Here is a 13047-nt window from a genome sequence, read left to right on the forward strand (position 1 = left end):
TTCAGCGGCAGAGCGCCACAATCTCGTCATACAGCGTCTGCGGCAAGCTAATGCCGTGCTGCTCGCTGTACTGCCGCCGCTGAAAACGCCGTTCCCCCGGAATACGCGCCCCTTGCTCGCTCATATCTGCGAATAAGGTTTCTGCCCTGGCCAAATGTGCCGCCTTGTCCGCCCCCAGAAAACGATCGGGATCCATCGCGATAATCAGCTCGCCGCCGTAAGGGGAGGAGCCGGTCTGCCGATCGTAGGCCAGCGACTCCTTACTGGTCATATCGCCAATCAACGGCCCGGCGATCAGCTCCACCATCGCCGCCAGCGCTGAACCCTTATGCCCGCCAAAGGTCAGCATCGCCCCCTGCAACACGCTGGCCGCATCGGTGGAAGGCTCTCCTTGTTGATCGATGCCCCAACCCGGCGGCAGCGGCGTACCGGCGCGGCGATGCAGCTCGATTTCACCGCGTGCCGCCGCGCTGGTGGCCATATCGAAAATAAAGGGCGGGCGCTGCGGGCGCGGCCAGCCGAAGGCAATCGGATTGGTACCAAACAGCGGCCGGGTTCCTCCTGCCGGCGTGACCCAGGCATGGCTGGGGGTACAGGCCAGTGCCACCAGGCCCCGATCGGTCAGGGGTTCGATATCGGCCCACAACGCCGAGTAATGTACACAGTGATTAATCGCCAGTGCAGCTATGCCGTTAGTGCGCACCTTATCGATAAACGCCGGCAGCGCGGTACGGTAGGCCAGCAGCGAAAAAGCATCGTGAGCATCCACCCGCAGGATGGCTGGGGCTTGATCGACCAGCGTCGGGAGTGCATCGGCGGATACCTTACCGGCCAGCAGCGAACGCACGCAGCCAAGTACCCGATACAAACCATGCGAGGCGCAGCCGTCGCGTTCACCGGCCGTTACATTCTGCGCGACGGCATCGGCATGTTCGGCACTGAAACCGTTGCTGCGCAATGCGCGCAATGCTAGTTCATAGGCTTCTTTCAGCGTCAGACTCTGGGTTTGCGTCATTACATATCTCCTTTACGGTTACTCTTCCTCATCACCGGCAAAATTTGCCTGAGGTAAACAGGTATAGGCGCCCCAGTAATAGATTGCCAACGCAATGACCGCCACCGTGAGGGTGTCCCACGGGTGGCCAATGGCATTAATTCCACCAAAACTGCCGAGGTAGGACGCGACAATGATCAAGGCGTAGAAGGCAATCAGCCACAGCGACGACCAAATCTGTTGCTTCAGGCTGACGGCGTGGGTTGGCACCTTGTTTTTGAACAGGATATAAACCACAAACATTAGGATCTGTAGGCCGAGCAGCCAGGACACGGTATTCCAGCCGGACCAGTAAACGATCAGCGCTGAAATGATAAATGATACCGGGCCGAGCACGCAGAACCCGCGCACGAAGAAGGGACGCGGCAGATCCGGCGCATTGCGACGCAGACCGGCAGCGGTGACCGGTGCAATGGCGTAACTCAGCACCAGCGCGGCGGACACCACGCCGATCAGCTTCTCCCAGGAGGGGAAGGGCAGCGTCCAGAAGATCGACAGTGCAAAGGTCAGCCACAGCGCAGGGCGTGGAATACCGGATTCACCGTCGACGCGGGTAAAGATCTTAAAGAAGGTACCTGCACGGGCCCAGCCGTACACCACGCGTGGGGTGGCGTTCATGTAAATATTGCCGGTGCCGCTCGGTGAGATAATCGCATCGCTCACCACCAGAAACGCCAGCCAGCCCATACCCAGGGTGATGGCGATGTCACGATAAGGCAGGGAAAATTGCTGGCTGATACCGGCCCAGCCACCGCTCAGCATTTCGCTGGGAATACTGCCGAGGAAGGCCACCTGCAACAGCACGTAAATGATGGTGGACAACACCACCGACAGGATCAGCGCGATAGGAATGGTGCGCTGCGGATTTTGCACCTCGCTGGCGACCGAGATGATCGGCGTCAGGCCCAGATAAGCGAAGATAATCCCCCCGGCGGAAATGGCCGCTTCCACCCCGGCGGAGCCAAAGGGCGCAAACCCCTGACTGTGCAGATTTTCGGGTTTGAAGAAGCTGAACAGCACCACAATCACCAGCAATGGAACCACGAATTTAATCACGCTGATCAGATTGTTGGATTTGGCAAAAGTTTTGACGCTGTAGTAATTCAGGGCGAAGAAAAAGCACAGCAGCAGGAGCTGGACCAGCCAGCCGATCAGCGTCGGGTTACCTGAGCCGGGCTGGCTCAGAAAGGGAAACCAGGCGGCGGCGTACTGGCGGGCCGCGACGATCTCAATCGATATCAGGCTGGAGAAGGCGATAAGGGTAATAAACCCCAGCAGATAGCCCATCAGTTCGCCGTGGGAGAACACCGGGTAGCGGATAATGCCGCCGGCACGGGGCAGCGCAGCACCCAGTTCACAGTAAACAATGCCCAGCAACAGCACGGCTAAACCGCCGATCAGCCAGGAGTAGATGCCGGCGGGACCGGCGATGGAGGAGACGTGGCTGGCAGCAAACAGCCAGCCGGAACCAAAAATTGCGCCCAGGCCGATAAACGTCAAATCGGTGAGCGTAAGCTGCTTCTTGAATTTGCCTTGGGTTGTCATGGATTTACCCTTTTGTTATTAGGTGGCATGCAGATGCGGCCGGGCTAGTTGCTGGCAGGTGAGTGGATCGGATCTCGGGTGTAAATACCGTTAACCAACCTCAGCAGGCCAAGCGGATTACTGTCTTGCAACGGTGGCGGCAATAACGCAGCCGGATAATTTTGCAGGCAGACAGGGCGCAGGAAACGTTCAATGGCCAACGTACCGACCGAGGTGCCACGGGTATCGGTGGTGGCCGGATAAGGGCCGCCGTGAACCATGGCGTCGCACACTTCCACTCCGGTCGGGTAGCCGTTGAACAGCACTCGTCCGGCTTTACGGGTCAGCAGTTGCGCCAGCGGCGCGGCGTCGGCCAGATCGTCGGCGTCGGTCAGCAGCGTGGCGGTCAGTTGCCCTTGCAGGCTTTCCAACACGGCGGTCAGTTGCTGGTGGTTTTCTACCGTCACCACAATGGCTGCCGGGCCAAACACTTCTTCCAGCAACAGCGGATCCCCGCTGAGCAGTAAATGACTGTCGGCCTGATACAGTTGTGGCGCCGCCAGATGAGGCCGATCCTCAGGATCACCGGCCAGATGGCGAATGCCTTGGTGCTGATCCAGTGCCGCTAATCCGCTGCGGTAATGTGCCAGCGTGCCGGCATTGAGCATCGGCTGCGGGGCGGCGGCGTTTACCCGCTCGGTTAATTCACGGATAAACTGGCTGAATGCTTCGCCGCGTTGGCCGATGATCAACCCCGGCTTGGTGCAGAACTGGCCGCAACCCAGCGTGAAAGAGGCAACCAGATCGCGTGCGATCTGCTGCCCACGTTGGGCTAATGCCTGCGGCATGATGATCAGCGGGTTGATGCTCGACATCTCGGCAAAGACCGGGATGGGGTGCGGACGGCGCATGGCCAGATCGAACAAGGCTCTGCCGCCGCGCAGCGAGCCGGTAAAGCCCACCGCCTGAATGGCCGGGTGCTGTATCAGTTCCGCGCCAATGCGGTCGCCGTAAATCATGTTGAATACCCCGGCCGGGATCTGTTGCTGTTCTCTGGCCCGTTCAATCGCCTGTGCGGTCAGCTCGGCGGTGATCATATGGCCACTGTGCGCCTTGAACACCACCGGGCAACCTGCGGCCAGTGCGGCGGCGGTATCACCGCCTGCGGTAGAGAAGGCCAGTGGGAAATTGCTGGCGCCAAACACCGCCACCGGACCGAGCGCCGTGCGGTATTGGCGTAGATCCGGACGAGGTAGCGGCGTCCGCTGGGGTAACGCGCTGTCGATACGCACAGCATGCACATCACCACGGCGCAACAGGGTGGCAAATAACCGCATTTGGCCACTGGTTCTGGCACGTTCACCGTTCAGACGCGCTAATGGCAAGGCGGTTTCCTGCATGGCGAAGGTAAAGAATTCCTCATCCAGTGCATCCAACTGCTCGGCAATAGCCTCAAGAAAGTCAGCCCGGCGTTCGGCACTGAGTTGAGAATAGGCGGTGAACGCCAGTGCGGCGGCATCGGCGGCGGCGGCGGTTTCTGCGATGCTGGCCGAGAAAAAACGGTGGCCGGTCGGCTGGCCGTTATCGGCGCGTAGGCTGACCAGTTCGGCCTCACCGCTGGCGCGGCGTTGGCCGCCAATAAACTGTTGACCGCTGATGGTATGGGCGTTGGGCATGGGGTCCCCCAATAGGCAAGTGGCTGGGCCCGGCAGGCGGCCGGGCGAGAGTGGCAATTACAGGCCGACGTCCGGTAGCGCAGGGCGGTTTGCCAGCGCTTTTTTAACCACGGCGGTGACTTCGGCCAGCGTATCGCCCTGCAGCGCCAGGCGAGGTGGACGGGTGATGGCGCTGCCGCGACCTACCAGCTCTTCACACAGCTTGATGCACTGCACCAGGTCTGGCCGCGCATCCAGATGCAGCAACGGCATAAACCAGCTATACAGCGCCAGTGCTTCTTCAAAGCGTTTTTGCTTCGCCAGACGGAACAGGGTTTCGCCTTCACGCGGGAAGGCGTTGGACATGCCGGAGATCCAGCCTTCGGCACCGACGGCGATGCTTTCCAGCACCACGTCATCGAGCCCGGCGAACAGTACAAAGCGATCGCCGACCTCGTTACGCAGGTCGATAAAGCGACGGGTGTCGCCGGAAGAGTCCTTGAAGCACACGATATTTTCGCAGTCGACCAACGACGTCAGAATGTCCGGCGTCACGTCGTTTTTGTAAATCGGCGGGTTGTTGTAGACCATAATCGGCAGATCGGTGGCAGTGGCGACGCTGCGAAAGTGGGCGGCCGTTTCGTGAGGTTTGGCGGAGTAGACCAGCGCAGGCATGACCATGATGCCGTCAACGCCGACCTTTTGTGCTTCACGCGCCATGTCACGGGCAAAGGCAGTGGTGAATTCGGCAATACCGGCAATCACCGGGACCTTGCCTTGCGCCGCATCGCGCGCTACTTCAATCACCGACAGTTTTTCCTGAACGGTCATCGAAGTGTTTTCGCCCACGGTGCCGCACACCACCAGGCCAGAAACGCCGTCTTTGACCAGGTTTTTGATCACCGTATGGGTGGCGTCGAGATCCAGAGAGAAATCGCTACGAAACTGAGTGCTGACCGCCGGGAATACGCCGCTCCAGCTAATGGCTTTATGGCTCATAGTGTTTGTCCTGTCGTCCAAGTTTGTTAATCAATGGTGAATTATTGGTAAAATCCAATCACAGATTGACCTGTATTGTTCGCAGGAGCTTGACGGTTTTCTCCGAATGCCATGACGAAATTGGCACAGTGGCGCCACGAATCAGGCGACGAAAAGACTGACCTTAAAAGCGCCGAAGTGAAGTCTGTTAATAAATTAAATCATAGGGTTAAGGTGATAGGGTTGTGCGGAAGTCGCGCGGTGTAGACCCCGTCATGGCTTTGAATTGGCGGCTGAATGCGCTGTGATCGGTGTAGCCGCACTGCAGGGCAATGTCAGTAATCGGCAAGTCGCCTGCCAGCAGTTCGGTGGCTTTTTCCAGCCGAACCTTGTGCATCATCTGGCGTGGCGTGAGGTGGAAAATACGTTTGCAGTAACGTTCGATCTGCGCCACGGAAAGGGCAGTGAGTGCGGTTAATTCCTCAAGGGCAATCGGTCGGGCGTAATGTTGACGAATATAGACGTCGATCGCCGCCAGTCGCTGATAGGCAGGGTGGTTGGCTTTGGCCTCCTGCAGGTCGTGCGAAATGCCCGCCATGCCGATGATTTTGCCCTGCGCATCGAACAACGCCAGCTTTTGCGTCAGGCACCAGCCGGTCTCGCGCCCACTGTATAGGTGCATCTCCAGTTGGTCCTGGATCAGCACGCCGTTGCGCAGCACGCGCAGATCCTGCTCGGTATAACCTGACCCTAATTGGGTCGGAAACACGTCCGCCGAGGTTTTCCCCAGCAGGGGGGTGACGGTTTTAAAGCCGCAACGTTTGGCCAGCGTCAGGTTGGCCAGCAGGTAACGCGCTTGCAGGTCTTTGATGAAGAACACCACGTTGGGAATGGCATTGAGCAGCGGAGCAATCAAAGCCAGTGAATTTAGCAGATCGTGCAAGGTGTTCGGACGTTGTTGCGCCAGCCCATCACACCAGCGGGACAGTTGTTCTACGGCAAAAATGTCCTCTTCCGGTTCATCGATAAGGGGGAGAGGAGCCGTAACAACCTGATGATCTTGGGTTAAACGCATAGCATTACCTTTTCCCGCTGGGTGACTCAGAGTCTGAGGCGGCCGGACAGGCCGTTTTTGGCGCGCTTAATCAATATTAACTTTCTTATAACTTTTCAAGCTTAGCTGCCAATTATGCGGATGACCGCATACTTTTGTTCCCTGAGGTGTACCGGCCCGGCACCATCCCGCCTGGAGGATTGTGCTGATTTCTGCATTCGCCACGCCGAAATCCATCAAGCCGCCGTCAGCATATTCGGTCAGTCTAGCCCCATAGGTAACATTTCATTAACCCAGGAGACTCCGATGGCACTTTCTTCGCATTTCACCGCGCTGCGGGCGATCGATTCCCATACCGCCGGGGAGCCTACCCGACTGATTGTCGAAGGATTCCCCGATTTGGGTACCGGCAGTATGGCTGAACGCAAGGCGTTGTTTGCTCGACAGTATGACGACTGGCGTAGCGCGATCATTCTGGAACCTCGCGGCAACGACGTGCTGGTGGGAGCCTTGCTGTGTCAGCCCTGCTCACCGCAGGCCGCCGCCGGGGTGATTTTCTTCAACAACAGCGGTTATTTGGGTATGTGCGGTCATGGCACCATCGGTCTGGTGGCCTCACTGGCCTACCTGGGGCGAATTGGCGTCGGTGAGCACCTGATAGAAACCCCGGTGGGCACGGTGAACGCCACCTTGCATCAGGACGGCAGCGTGACGGTGGAAAACGTCCCGGCCTATCGGTATCGCCAACAGGTCAGGGTTGAGGTCAGCGGCTATGGGCCGGTGGTGGGGGATATCGCCTGGGGCGGTAACTGGTTTTTCCTGATCGGCGAACATCATCTGGCGATCAATACGCAAAATCTGGAGGCGCTCACCGCCTTTAGCTGGGCGGTGCGTCAGGCGCTTGAGAGCGCAGGGATTTATGGGGAAGACGGCGGTGTTATCGATCATATCGAACTCTTTGCTGATGACGCGCAGGCCGACAGTCGCAACTTCGTGCTGTGTCCTGGCAAGGCTTATGATCGCTCGCCTTGCGGCACCGGCACCAGCGCCAAACTGGCCTGTCTGGCGGCCGACGGCAAATTGCTGCCGGGTGAGAACTGGCACCAGGCGAGTGTGATTGGCAGCCAGTTCAGCGGCTATTACCAACACAGCGGCGATCGCGTGACCCCTTTTATTCGCGGTCAGGCCTACGTGTGTGCCGACAGCCAACTGCTGCTGGACGAGCGCGATCCCTTCGTTTGGGGGATCCGCTGATGGTTGCCGGCAGGCAGGCAGATGCGATAGTGGTGGGCGCCGGTATCATCGGTGCCGCCTGCGCCTGGCAGCTGGCGCAGCAAGGGTTACAAGTGCTGCTGGTGGACAACCAGCGTGCCGGGGCGACGGCGGCCGGCATGGGGCACCTGGTTTGCATGGACGATAATCCCGCCGAGTTGGCTTTAAGCGCCTATTCATTGCAACTGTGGCGCAACCTGGTGGATCGCATGCCGGAAAACTGTGCCTGGCGCGGCTGCGGTACGCTGTGGCTGGCGGAGCGGGACGATGAAATGGCGATTGCCGAAGGTAAACTGCAACGCATGGCGGAATACGGTGTGACGAGCGAGGCACTGAGCGCCGCGCAGGTTGCTGCTCATGAACCCATGCTGCGGCCCGGATTGGCCGGTGGCTTGCGTGTGCCGGGCGACGGCATTGTTTATGCGCCCAATGTCGCCCGCTGGTTAGTGGCCGACGCCGGGGCGGCGGTCAGGGTAATTGCGGGGGAAGTCACTGCGCTGGAACAGCAGGCGGTGGCGCTGACGGGGGGCGAACGGTTGACGGCACCTGTGGTGGTGCTGGCCTGTGGGTTACAGGCTGACAAGTTACTGGAACAACCCTTGCTACGCGCCAAGAAAGGGCATCTGGCGATCACCGATCGCTATCCGCAACGGGTACGTCACCAATTGGTCGAGCTGGGGTATGGTGCCAGTGCTCACGCCAGCGACGGTACCTCGGTGGCATTTAACGTTCAGGCCAGGCCAACAGGCCAGCTGTTGATCGGCTCTTCCCGCCAGTTTGATGCCCCCGACAGCAGCATCGATATGCCGTTACTGGCCGCCATGCTGGCACGGGCTACCACTTTTTTGCCCGCATTGGCGCAGATGAACATTATCCGCTGCTGGACCGGCCAGCGCGCCGCGTCCGCTGACGGATTGCCGCTACTCGGGCCGCATCCACAACATCGCTGGCTGTGGCTGGCGTTGGGGCATGAAGGCCTGGGCGTCACCACCGCGCTGGGCAGTGCCGCGCTGATTACGGCGCAGATCTATAACCATCGACCGGCAATTGACGATACCCCTTATCTGGCGGCACGAATGTTCCGTAAGGAGGCCTTGCCGGTATGAGCCAAAAACAGAATTTACTGACATTGACCCTTGACGGTGAAAGCCTCTGCGTACCGGAGGGTTCCAGCGTGGCCGCGGCGCTCAGTCTGAGTGGGCGGGATAGCTGCCGCATCTCGGTCAATGGACAACCCCGCACGCCGTTTTGCGGCATGGGTATCTGCCAGGAATGCCGCGTCACGGTGAATGGTGTGCGGCGTTTGGCGTGCCAGACGTTGTGCCAGCCTGGCATGCATATTGAGAGGACAGAAAATGAGTGATCTCGCGTGCGATGTGCTGATTATCGGTGCCGGCCCGGCAGGGTTGGCGGCAGCCTGTGCTGCGGCAGAGAGTGGTCAGTCGGTGTTGGTGCTCGACGATAACCTGCGCCTAGGCGGGCAGATCTGGCGTGACGGGCCGAACGTGGCATTGCCGGCACTGGCTCTGCAATATCGGCAGGTTATCGGGGCACTCAGTAATGTGACGCTGCTTAACGGCGTGAAGATTGTCGCCCAGTGCGGGCCGCAGAAAATTCTCTATGAAGATGCGGCGGGCAGCGGGAGGGTGGATTATCAAGCGTTGATCCTGTGCTGTGGTGCCCGGGAACTTCTGCTGCCATTTCCCGGCTGGACACTGCCAGGGGTGACCGGGGCCGGTGGATTGCAGGCGCAGATTAAGCAGGGGTTGTCTATCAAAGGGGAACGGGTCGCCATTGCCGGTAGTGGGCCACTGTTGTTGGCCGTGGCTGCCAGCGTGGTGAAAGCCGGTGGCGAAGTGGTCATGTTGGCGGAACAGGCTCCTGCTGCCCGGTTGGCGGCCTTTGCCGGTGGTTTGTGGCGCTGGCCGGTGAAACTGCGTCAGTCCTTTAGCCTGTTCAACCGGCATTATCGTCCTGATAGCTACGTGCTGAAGGCGCTTGGCGAACAGCGACTTACGGCGATTCATATCCAAAAAGAGGCTCGTGAGGTCACGCTAGATTGCGATCGCCTGGCCTGCGGTTTTGGGTTGGTGGCGAATATCGAACTGGCTATGTTGTTGGGGTGCCGTATCCAAAATGATGCGGTTGCCGTGGATCTTTACCAGCAAACCAGTCAGCCGCAGATTTATGCTGCCGGTGAATGTACCGGGATCGGCGGCAGCGAGTTGGCATTGACGGAGGGGGCGATTGCCGGCTATGCCGCAACCGGCAACGAGGAGCAGGCGCAAGCATTGATGGCACAATGCGATAAGTGGCGGCGATTTGCCGGTGCGGTGGCGCGAACCTTTGCGCTTAACCCGGTGCTGAAAACGCTGGCGACACCGGAAACGCTTTTGTGTCGTTGTGAGGATGTATCTTTGCATCAGTGCAGTGAATTTGCAGATTGGACAGCGGCCAAGTTGGGCAGCCGCTGCGGTATGGGCGCTTGCCAGGGCAAAATCTGTGCGACAGCGGCGCACCATTTACTCGACTGGCCACTGCCGGCTCCGAGGGTCCCGCTGACGCCAGTCAGGGTCGCCACCCTGGCCCGTTTGGGGCGCAGCGAGACTGACGGATAAGCCAACTAACTGCACTCAGGCACGCCGCACGGTGATGATGAGTCCTCTCCGGCGGCAAGTTGTGTTATGGGGCCCAGACACCAAGTCCGTTGTTGCCCCTGTTACTGTGGCCAGTAATAGGTTTTCTCATGCCAGCCTTTGCCATACATACAGGCTTCGATGGTCGCCGAACGGGCACCTTCATTGCGATCATTTTGCACCGTTTTAAACGAAGGTTGTTTATCGTAACGGTAGCCTTTCGGGCAGTCTTTCTTGTCTTTCTCACAGCTATGGTATTGGTTTTCGTAGCTAAACTCGAAATCTCTCACCACGTCGGGGGGGAAACGTTCGTAGCCTCGTCCCTTGCACTCCGCATATTCCGCCTCGCGTGTGGCGTTCCCGGCACCTGCTCTCTCCCATTGAGTGCAGGCCGTCAATGTAACTAATGGTAATAAAATCAAAAATCTATACGTCTTCATGATATCCCTAACTCTTCATTTCATCCTAAAAGCACTCGCTAAGAATCTTCCTAGGCGAGGTGGGGCGTGAGTGTAATAAACTGAGGCAAAAATTGGAAATGATAATAGTTATTGTTTAGAAAAGGTTGAGGTGACGGGTAGCAAGGATGAGTATTTGTAAGTGAAATAATGCTCATTTGTTATCATATTCGTGCTAAGTTTTTCTGATGATATATTCGACTTATTCCTTAAGATATTTACCTAAGGATTTTTTCTTATTATTGGCTGCAAAAGGATATTTATTCAGTGGGGAATTAAAGCTGGGATGTTTATATTGCTTTTTCAAAATAATCACAATTAAAGCCATTATTGAATTCACCGGTAATACGATTGCAATTTATGTACAAATTTTTTAGATTCAGCAAGGATGAGTGCTTCATCATGATGATGAAGAAATTAAAGGGAGTTTTATTTTGGCGAATAAATCTGAGATACCTAAAGACAGTGGTGATTTACCTTCATTATCAGATGATTGTGACAGGTTGAGAAACCTTTCTGATGTCGGTGATTCATTTGGCTATGGCCGCACTCGCTTTTATCAATGGTGCCGAGGGCGCGGTTTTCTTACCCTTATGAATGCACCTTCTACGGAGATGATTAACGCCGGTTATATGGTGACGGCGCTGTCAGAAAACGGCTACTCGCGGGTCTATGTGACTGAGGATGGCTTTAACTATGTGGGCAGTGTATTTCGTGATGACATCAAAAAACGCATGGTTAAGCTTTAAGAAATCATAAAAATCTTACTCATTTCAATACGCTAACCACAGAATCTTCTTATGGTGGTCGGTTGCCTTGCCTGACAGGCAAGGCGGTCGGCACCGAGGTATTGTCACCTCCCTGAATTTCTCCAGCTCACTGGAAGTTATCCTAATTTTTCATTGATGATGTCCCGACGCTACAGTCAGTGGCAGTTATCTTGCTAGTATGAGGATGGGTTTATTTCAGGAGTTCAGGATGAAGCATTATGCCGCGTTACTCGTTACCACCGTGCTGTTGTCTGGCTGTGCCACTCAGGCGGTTCCCTTACAGCAGGCTGAATCACCGCCTCCAAGCCGGTTGATGCTATATCAGAATGTACCGCAAACGCCTTTTGCCACGTTGGTGGTGGTGCGTGACAGTGGGATGCTGGCAGGAAGTTGCCGGACCGGGGTTTATATCAACGGAGAGTTTGCCGCATCGCTGGCATCCGAAGAAAAGGCCGAGTTCCGGGTGCCAGTAGGCAATAATGAAATTAGCATTGGGCAGGATATGATCGAAAACAGTCTGTGCATTTGGCGTGATACCAGCGGGCGCTTGCCAATGACGCTGCGCGCCGGCGAGAGCCGCTATTTCCGCATTGCGGGTGATATGCAGCGCGGCTTTGTGTTGCAGGCCGGTAAGCCGTAATTCAGGCGGGGCGCAATCAACGCCCTTGCCACCATCCCCATAGCGTAATCAAGAGCCACGCCGCGGCAATCCAGCACAACACTGCGGCCGCCAACGCCCAGGACAATCTCATGCTGTTGATAAAGAAATACAGCGAGATCAGATACACCAGGTAAGGCAAAACGGCCCACATACCGAAAATCAGCGTGGTTCTCAGTGCCTCTATTGAACGTTCGCTGCCGACAATGTAATGGGCGATCAGGGCAAACGTTGGGAACAGAGGGACCAGGCCGGCGATATAGTAACTGCGGCTTTTGGCAAGCAGACCGATTAATACCACCACCAATGCGCCGATCAGTGCTTTAACGAGGATGCCCATAGTGCTCTCTGGCGTAAATAAAAATACATTGCCTGAAATAACCCGTGGGTTCAATGACTCGGGAGGGACTGCTGAGGAAACGGGCCTGCAATGACGGCAGGCCGGAAGGGCGACAGATTATTGACGGTAAGCGTGCTTAATCTGTTGGATGCTGTTTTTAAAGATTTCGGCCTGGGCCGGATCTTCAATCTGTGCGATAAAGCGTTCCATGTTGATAATGACTTTCCCGGCATCGGCCTGACCGATCGATTTCAGGATCAGCGTCAGTGTGGCTTTAAGGCAGGCAACTTCTGTCGCCAGCATTTCCGGGTTTGCAGACGTAGTGAAATCAACGTTGCTCATTTTCTCTCCTGATTTTTGAGGCCGAAGCCTGAAGCAATGTACATTTTTATGCGCACCCACACCGATGTCATTCACTCGGACCTGCAGATGCGTATTTAACTGGGCGCGGAGTATAGCATAGCATGCAGATATCCACCTGCACTGATAGCGCTGGATCGGGGGCCGTGGTGGTTAACCTGGTATCTATCCGGGGTTTCACCGATTTCACATTATAGTGCATACTCACTATTGATTAATTAATCAGCTTGCCAAACAATACCGCCAGGTTATTTTTTCTGTGTTAATAAGTATTTGTCCGCCTGCTTA

General features: G+C 56.8%; 14 protein-coding genes. 6 read left to right on the forward strand and 8 right to left on the reverse strand.

What is annotated here, in order from left to right:
- Position 1: 1 nt before the first annotated feature.
- The 5 genes from F8R23_RS00510 to F8R23_RS00530 form a co-directional block, all read right to left on the reverse strand.
- A complete protein-coding gene (locus F8R23_RS00510; RefSeq protein WP_129935008.1) occupies positions 2-1015 on the reverse strand; it encodes an Ldh family oxidoreductase in 1014 nt (337 codons plus the stop codon).
- A gap of 18 nt (positions 1016-1033) precedes the next feature.
- Positions 1034-2599 carry an APC family permease gene (locus F8R23_RS00515; RefSeq protein WP_129935007.1) on the reverse strand — a complete coding sequence of 522 codons (1566 nt, stop codon included), beginning with the start codon at positions 2597-2599 and terminating at the stop codon, positions 1034-1036.
- A gap of 44 nt (positions 2600-2643) precedes the next feature.
- Positions 2644-4254, reverse strand: coding sequence for an aldehyde dehydrogenase (NADP(+)) (locus tag F8R23_RS00520; RefSeq protein WP_151415136.1), 1611 nt, complete (start codon positions 4252-4254; stop codon positions 2644-2646).
- A 57-nt stretch (positions 4255-4311) separates the two neighbouring features.
- Entirely contained in the window at positions 4312-5232 is a 921-nt protein-coding gene (locus F8R23_RS00525) for a dihydrodipicolinate synthase family protein (RefSeq protein ID WP_099061667.1), read from the reverse strand.
- A gap of 208 nt (positions 5233-5440) precedes the next feature.
- A complete protein-coding gene (locus F8R23_RS00530; protein ID WP_151415137.1) occupies positions 5441-6286 on the reverse strand; it encodes an AraC family transcriptional regulator in 846 nt (281 codons plus the stop codon).
- A 285-nt stretch (positions 6287-6571) separates the two neighbouring features.
- Between F8R23_RS00530 and F8R23_RS00535 the strand changes: the two genes are divergently transcribed.
- The 4 genes from F8R23_RS00535 to F8R23_RS00550 are packed head-to-tail and all read left to right on the forward strand — an operon-like array spanning position 6572 to position 10155.
- Positions 6572-7519: a 4-hydroxyproline epimerase gene (locus F8R23_RS00535; RefSeq protein ID WP_112350436.1), complete on the forward strand. Its 948-nt coding sequence runs from the start codon at positions 6572-6574 to the stop codon at positions 7517-7519.
- Positions 7519-8643 (forward strand): NAD(P)/FAD-dependent oxidoreductase, encoded by a 1125-nt coding sequence (locus tag F8R23_RS00540; protein WP_151415138.1) that lies wholly within the window; start codon positions 7519-7521, stop codon positions 8641-8643. Before F8R23_RS00535 ends, F8R23_RS00540 begins: the two co-directional genes overlap by 1 nt.
- Positions 8640-8900 (forward strand): (2Fe-2S)-binding protein, encoded by a 261-nt coding sequence (locus tag F8R23_RS00545; protein ID WP_112350438.1) that lies wholly within the window; start codon positions 8640-8642, stop codon positions 8898-8900. Before F8R23_RS00540 ends, F8R23_RS00545 begins: the two co-directional genes overlap by 4 nt.
- Positions 8893-10155, forward strand: coding sequence for an NAD(P)/FAD-dependent oxidoreductase (locus F8R23_RS00550; protein WP_151415139.1), 1263 nt, complete (start codon positions 8893-8895; stop codon positions 10153-10155). The genes F8R23_RS00545 and F8R23_RS00550 overlap by 8 nt, the downstream gene beginning before the upstream one ends.
- A gap of 101 nt (positions 10156-10256) precedes the next feature.
- Here F8R23_RS00550 and F8R23_RS24390 read toward each other — a convergent pair whose 3' ends face one another.
- The gene (locus tag F8R23_RS24390) at positions 10257-10613 is read right to left on the reverse strand and encodes a hypothetical protein (RefSeq protein ID WP_085116186.1); all 357 of its coding nucleotides are present in this window, start codon (positions 10611-10613) and stop codon (positions 10257-10259) included.
- 410 nt (positions 10614-11023) lie between these two features.
- Here F8R23_RS24390 and F8R23_RS00560 point away from each other — a divergent pair, with 410 nt between their 5' ends.
- Positions 11024-11380: a hypothetical protein gene (locus tag F8R23_RS00560; protein ID WP_176980251.1), complete on the forward strand. Its 357-nt coding sequence runs from the start codon at positions 11024-11026 to the stop codon at positions 11378-11380.
- A 229-nt stretch (positions 11381-11609) separates the two neighbouring features.
- Entirely contained in the window at positions 11610-12041 is a 432-nt protein-coding gene (locus F8R23_RS00565) for a hypothetical protein (protein WP_129935000.1), read from the forward strand.
- 16 nt (positions 12042-12057) lie between these two features.
- Here the strand turns inward: F8R23_RS00565 and F8R23_RS00570 are convergent, their stop codons facing one another.
- Together F8R23_RS00570 and F8R23_RS00575 are read right to left on the reverse strand one after the other, a co-directional pair.
- The gene (locus F8R23_RS00570) at positions 12058-12399 is read right to left on the reverse strand and encodes a GlpM family protein (protein ID WP_085116188.1); all 342 of its coding nucleotides are present in this window, start codon (positions 12397-12399) and stop codon (positions 12058-12060) included.
- A gap of 117 nt (positions 12400-12516) precedes the next feature.
- Entirely contained in the window at positions 12517-12741 is a 225-nt protein-coding gene (locus F8R23_RS00575; protein ID WP_129934999.1) for a DUF2594 family protein, read from the reverse strand.
- Positions 12742-13047: the final 306 nt, after the last annotated feature.

It is taken from the genome of Serratia proteamaculans, from assembly GCF_008830365.1.
Classification (GTDB): Bacteria; Pseudomonadota; Gammaproteobacteria; order Enterobacterales; family Enterobacteriaceae; genus Serratia; species Serratia proteamaculans.

What these genes read in the sequence shown, in the direction of transcription:
- F8R23_RS00575 (WP_129934999.1), bottom strand. Translation starts at nt 12,741, where the DNA reads ATGAGCAACGTTGATTTCACTACGTCTGCAAACCCGGAAATGCTGGCG.
- F8R23_RS00550 (WP_151415139.1), top strand. Translation starts at nt 8,893, where the DNA reads ATGAGTGATCTCGCGTGCGATGTGCTGATTATCGGTGCCGGCCCGGCA.
- F8R23_RS00535 (WP_112350436.1), top strand. Translation starts at nt 6,572, where the DNA reads ATGGCACTTTCTTCGCATTTCACCGCGCTGCGGGCGATCGATTCCCAT.
- F8R23_RS00545 (WP_112350438.1), top strand. Translation starts at nt 8,640, where the DNA reads ATGAGCCAAAAACAGAATTTACTGACATTGACCCTTGACGGTGAAAGC.
- F8R23_RS24390 (WP_085116186.1), bottom strand. Translation starts at nt 10,613, where the DNA reads ATGAAGACGTATAGATTTTTGATTTTATTACCATTAGTTACATTGACG.
- F8R23_RS00515 (WP_129935007.1), bottom strand. Translation starts at nt 2,599, where the DNA reads ATGACAACCCAAGGCAAATTCAAGAAGCAGCTTACGCTCACCGATTTG.
- F8R23_RS00510 (WP_129935008.1), bottom strand. Translation starts at nt 1,015, where the DNA reads ATGACGCAAACCCAGAGTCTGACGCTGAAAGAAGCCTATGAACTAGCA.
- F8R23_RS00565 (WP_129935000.1), top strand. Translation starts at nt 11,610, where the DNA reads ATGAAGCATTATGCCGCGTTACTCGTTACCACCGTGCTGTTGTCTGGC.
- F8R23_RS00540 (WP_151415138.1), top strand. Translation starts at nt 7,519, where the DNA reads ATGGTTGCCGGCAGGCAGGCAGATGCGATAGTGGTGGGCGCCGGTATC.
- F8R23_RS00570 (WP_085116188.1), bottom strand. Translation starts at nt 12,399, where the DNA reads ATGGGCATCCTCGTTAAAGCACTGATCGGCGCATTGGTGGTGGTATTA.
- F8R23_RS00525 (WP_099061667.1), bottom strand. Translation starts at nt 5,232, where the DNA reads ATGAGCCATAAAGCCATTAGCTGGAGCGGCGTATTCCCGGCGGTCAGC.
- F8R23_RS00520 (WP_151415136.1), bottom strand. Translation starts at nt 4,254, where the DNA reads ATGCCCAACGCCCATACCATCAGCGGTCAACAGTTTATTGGCGGCCAA.
- F8R23_RS00530 (WP_151415137.1), bottom strand. Translation starts at nt 6,286, where the DNA reads ATGCGTTTAACCCAAGATCATCAGGTTGTTACGGCTCCTCTCCCCCTT.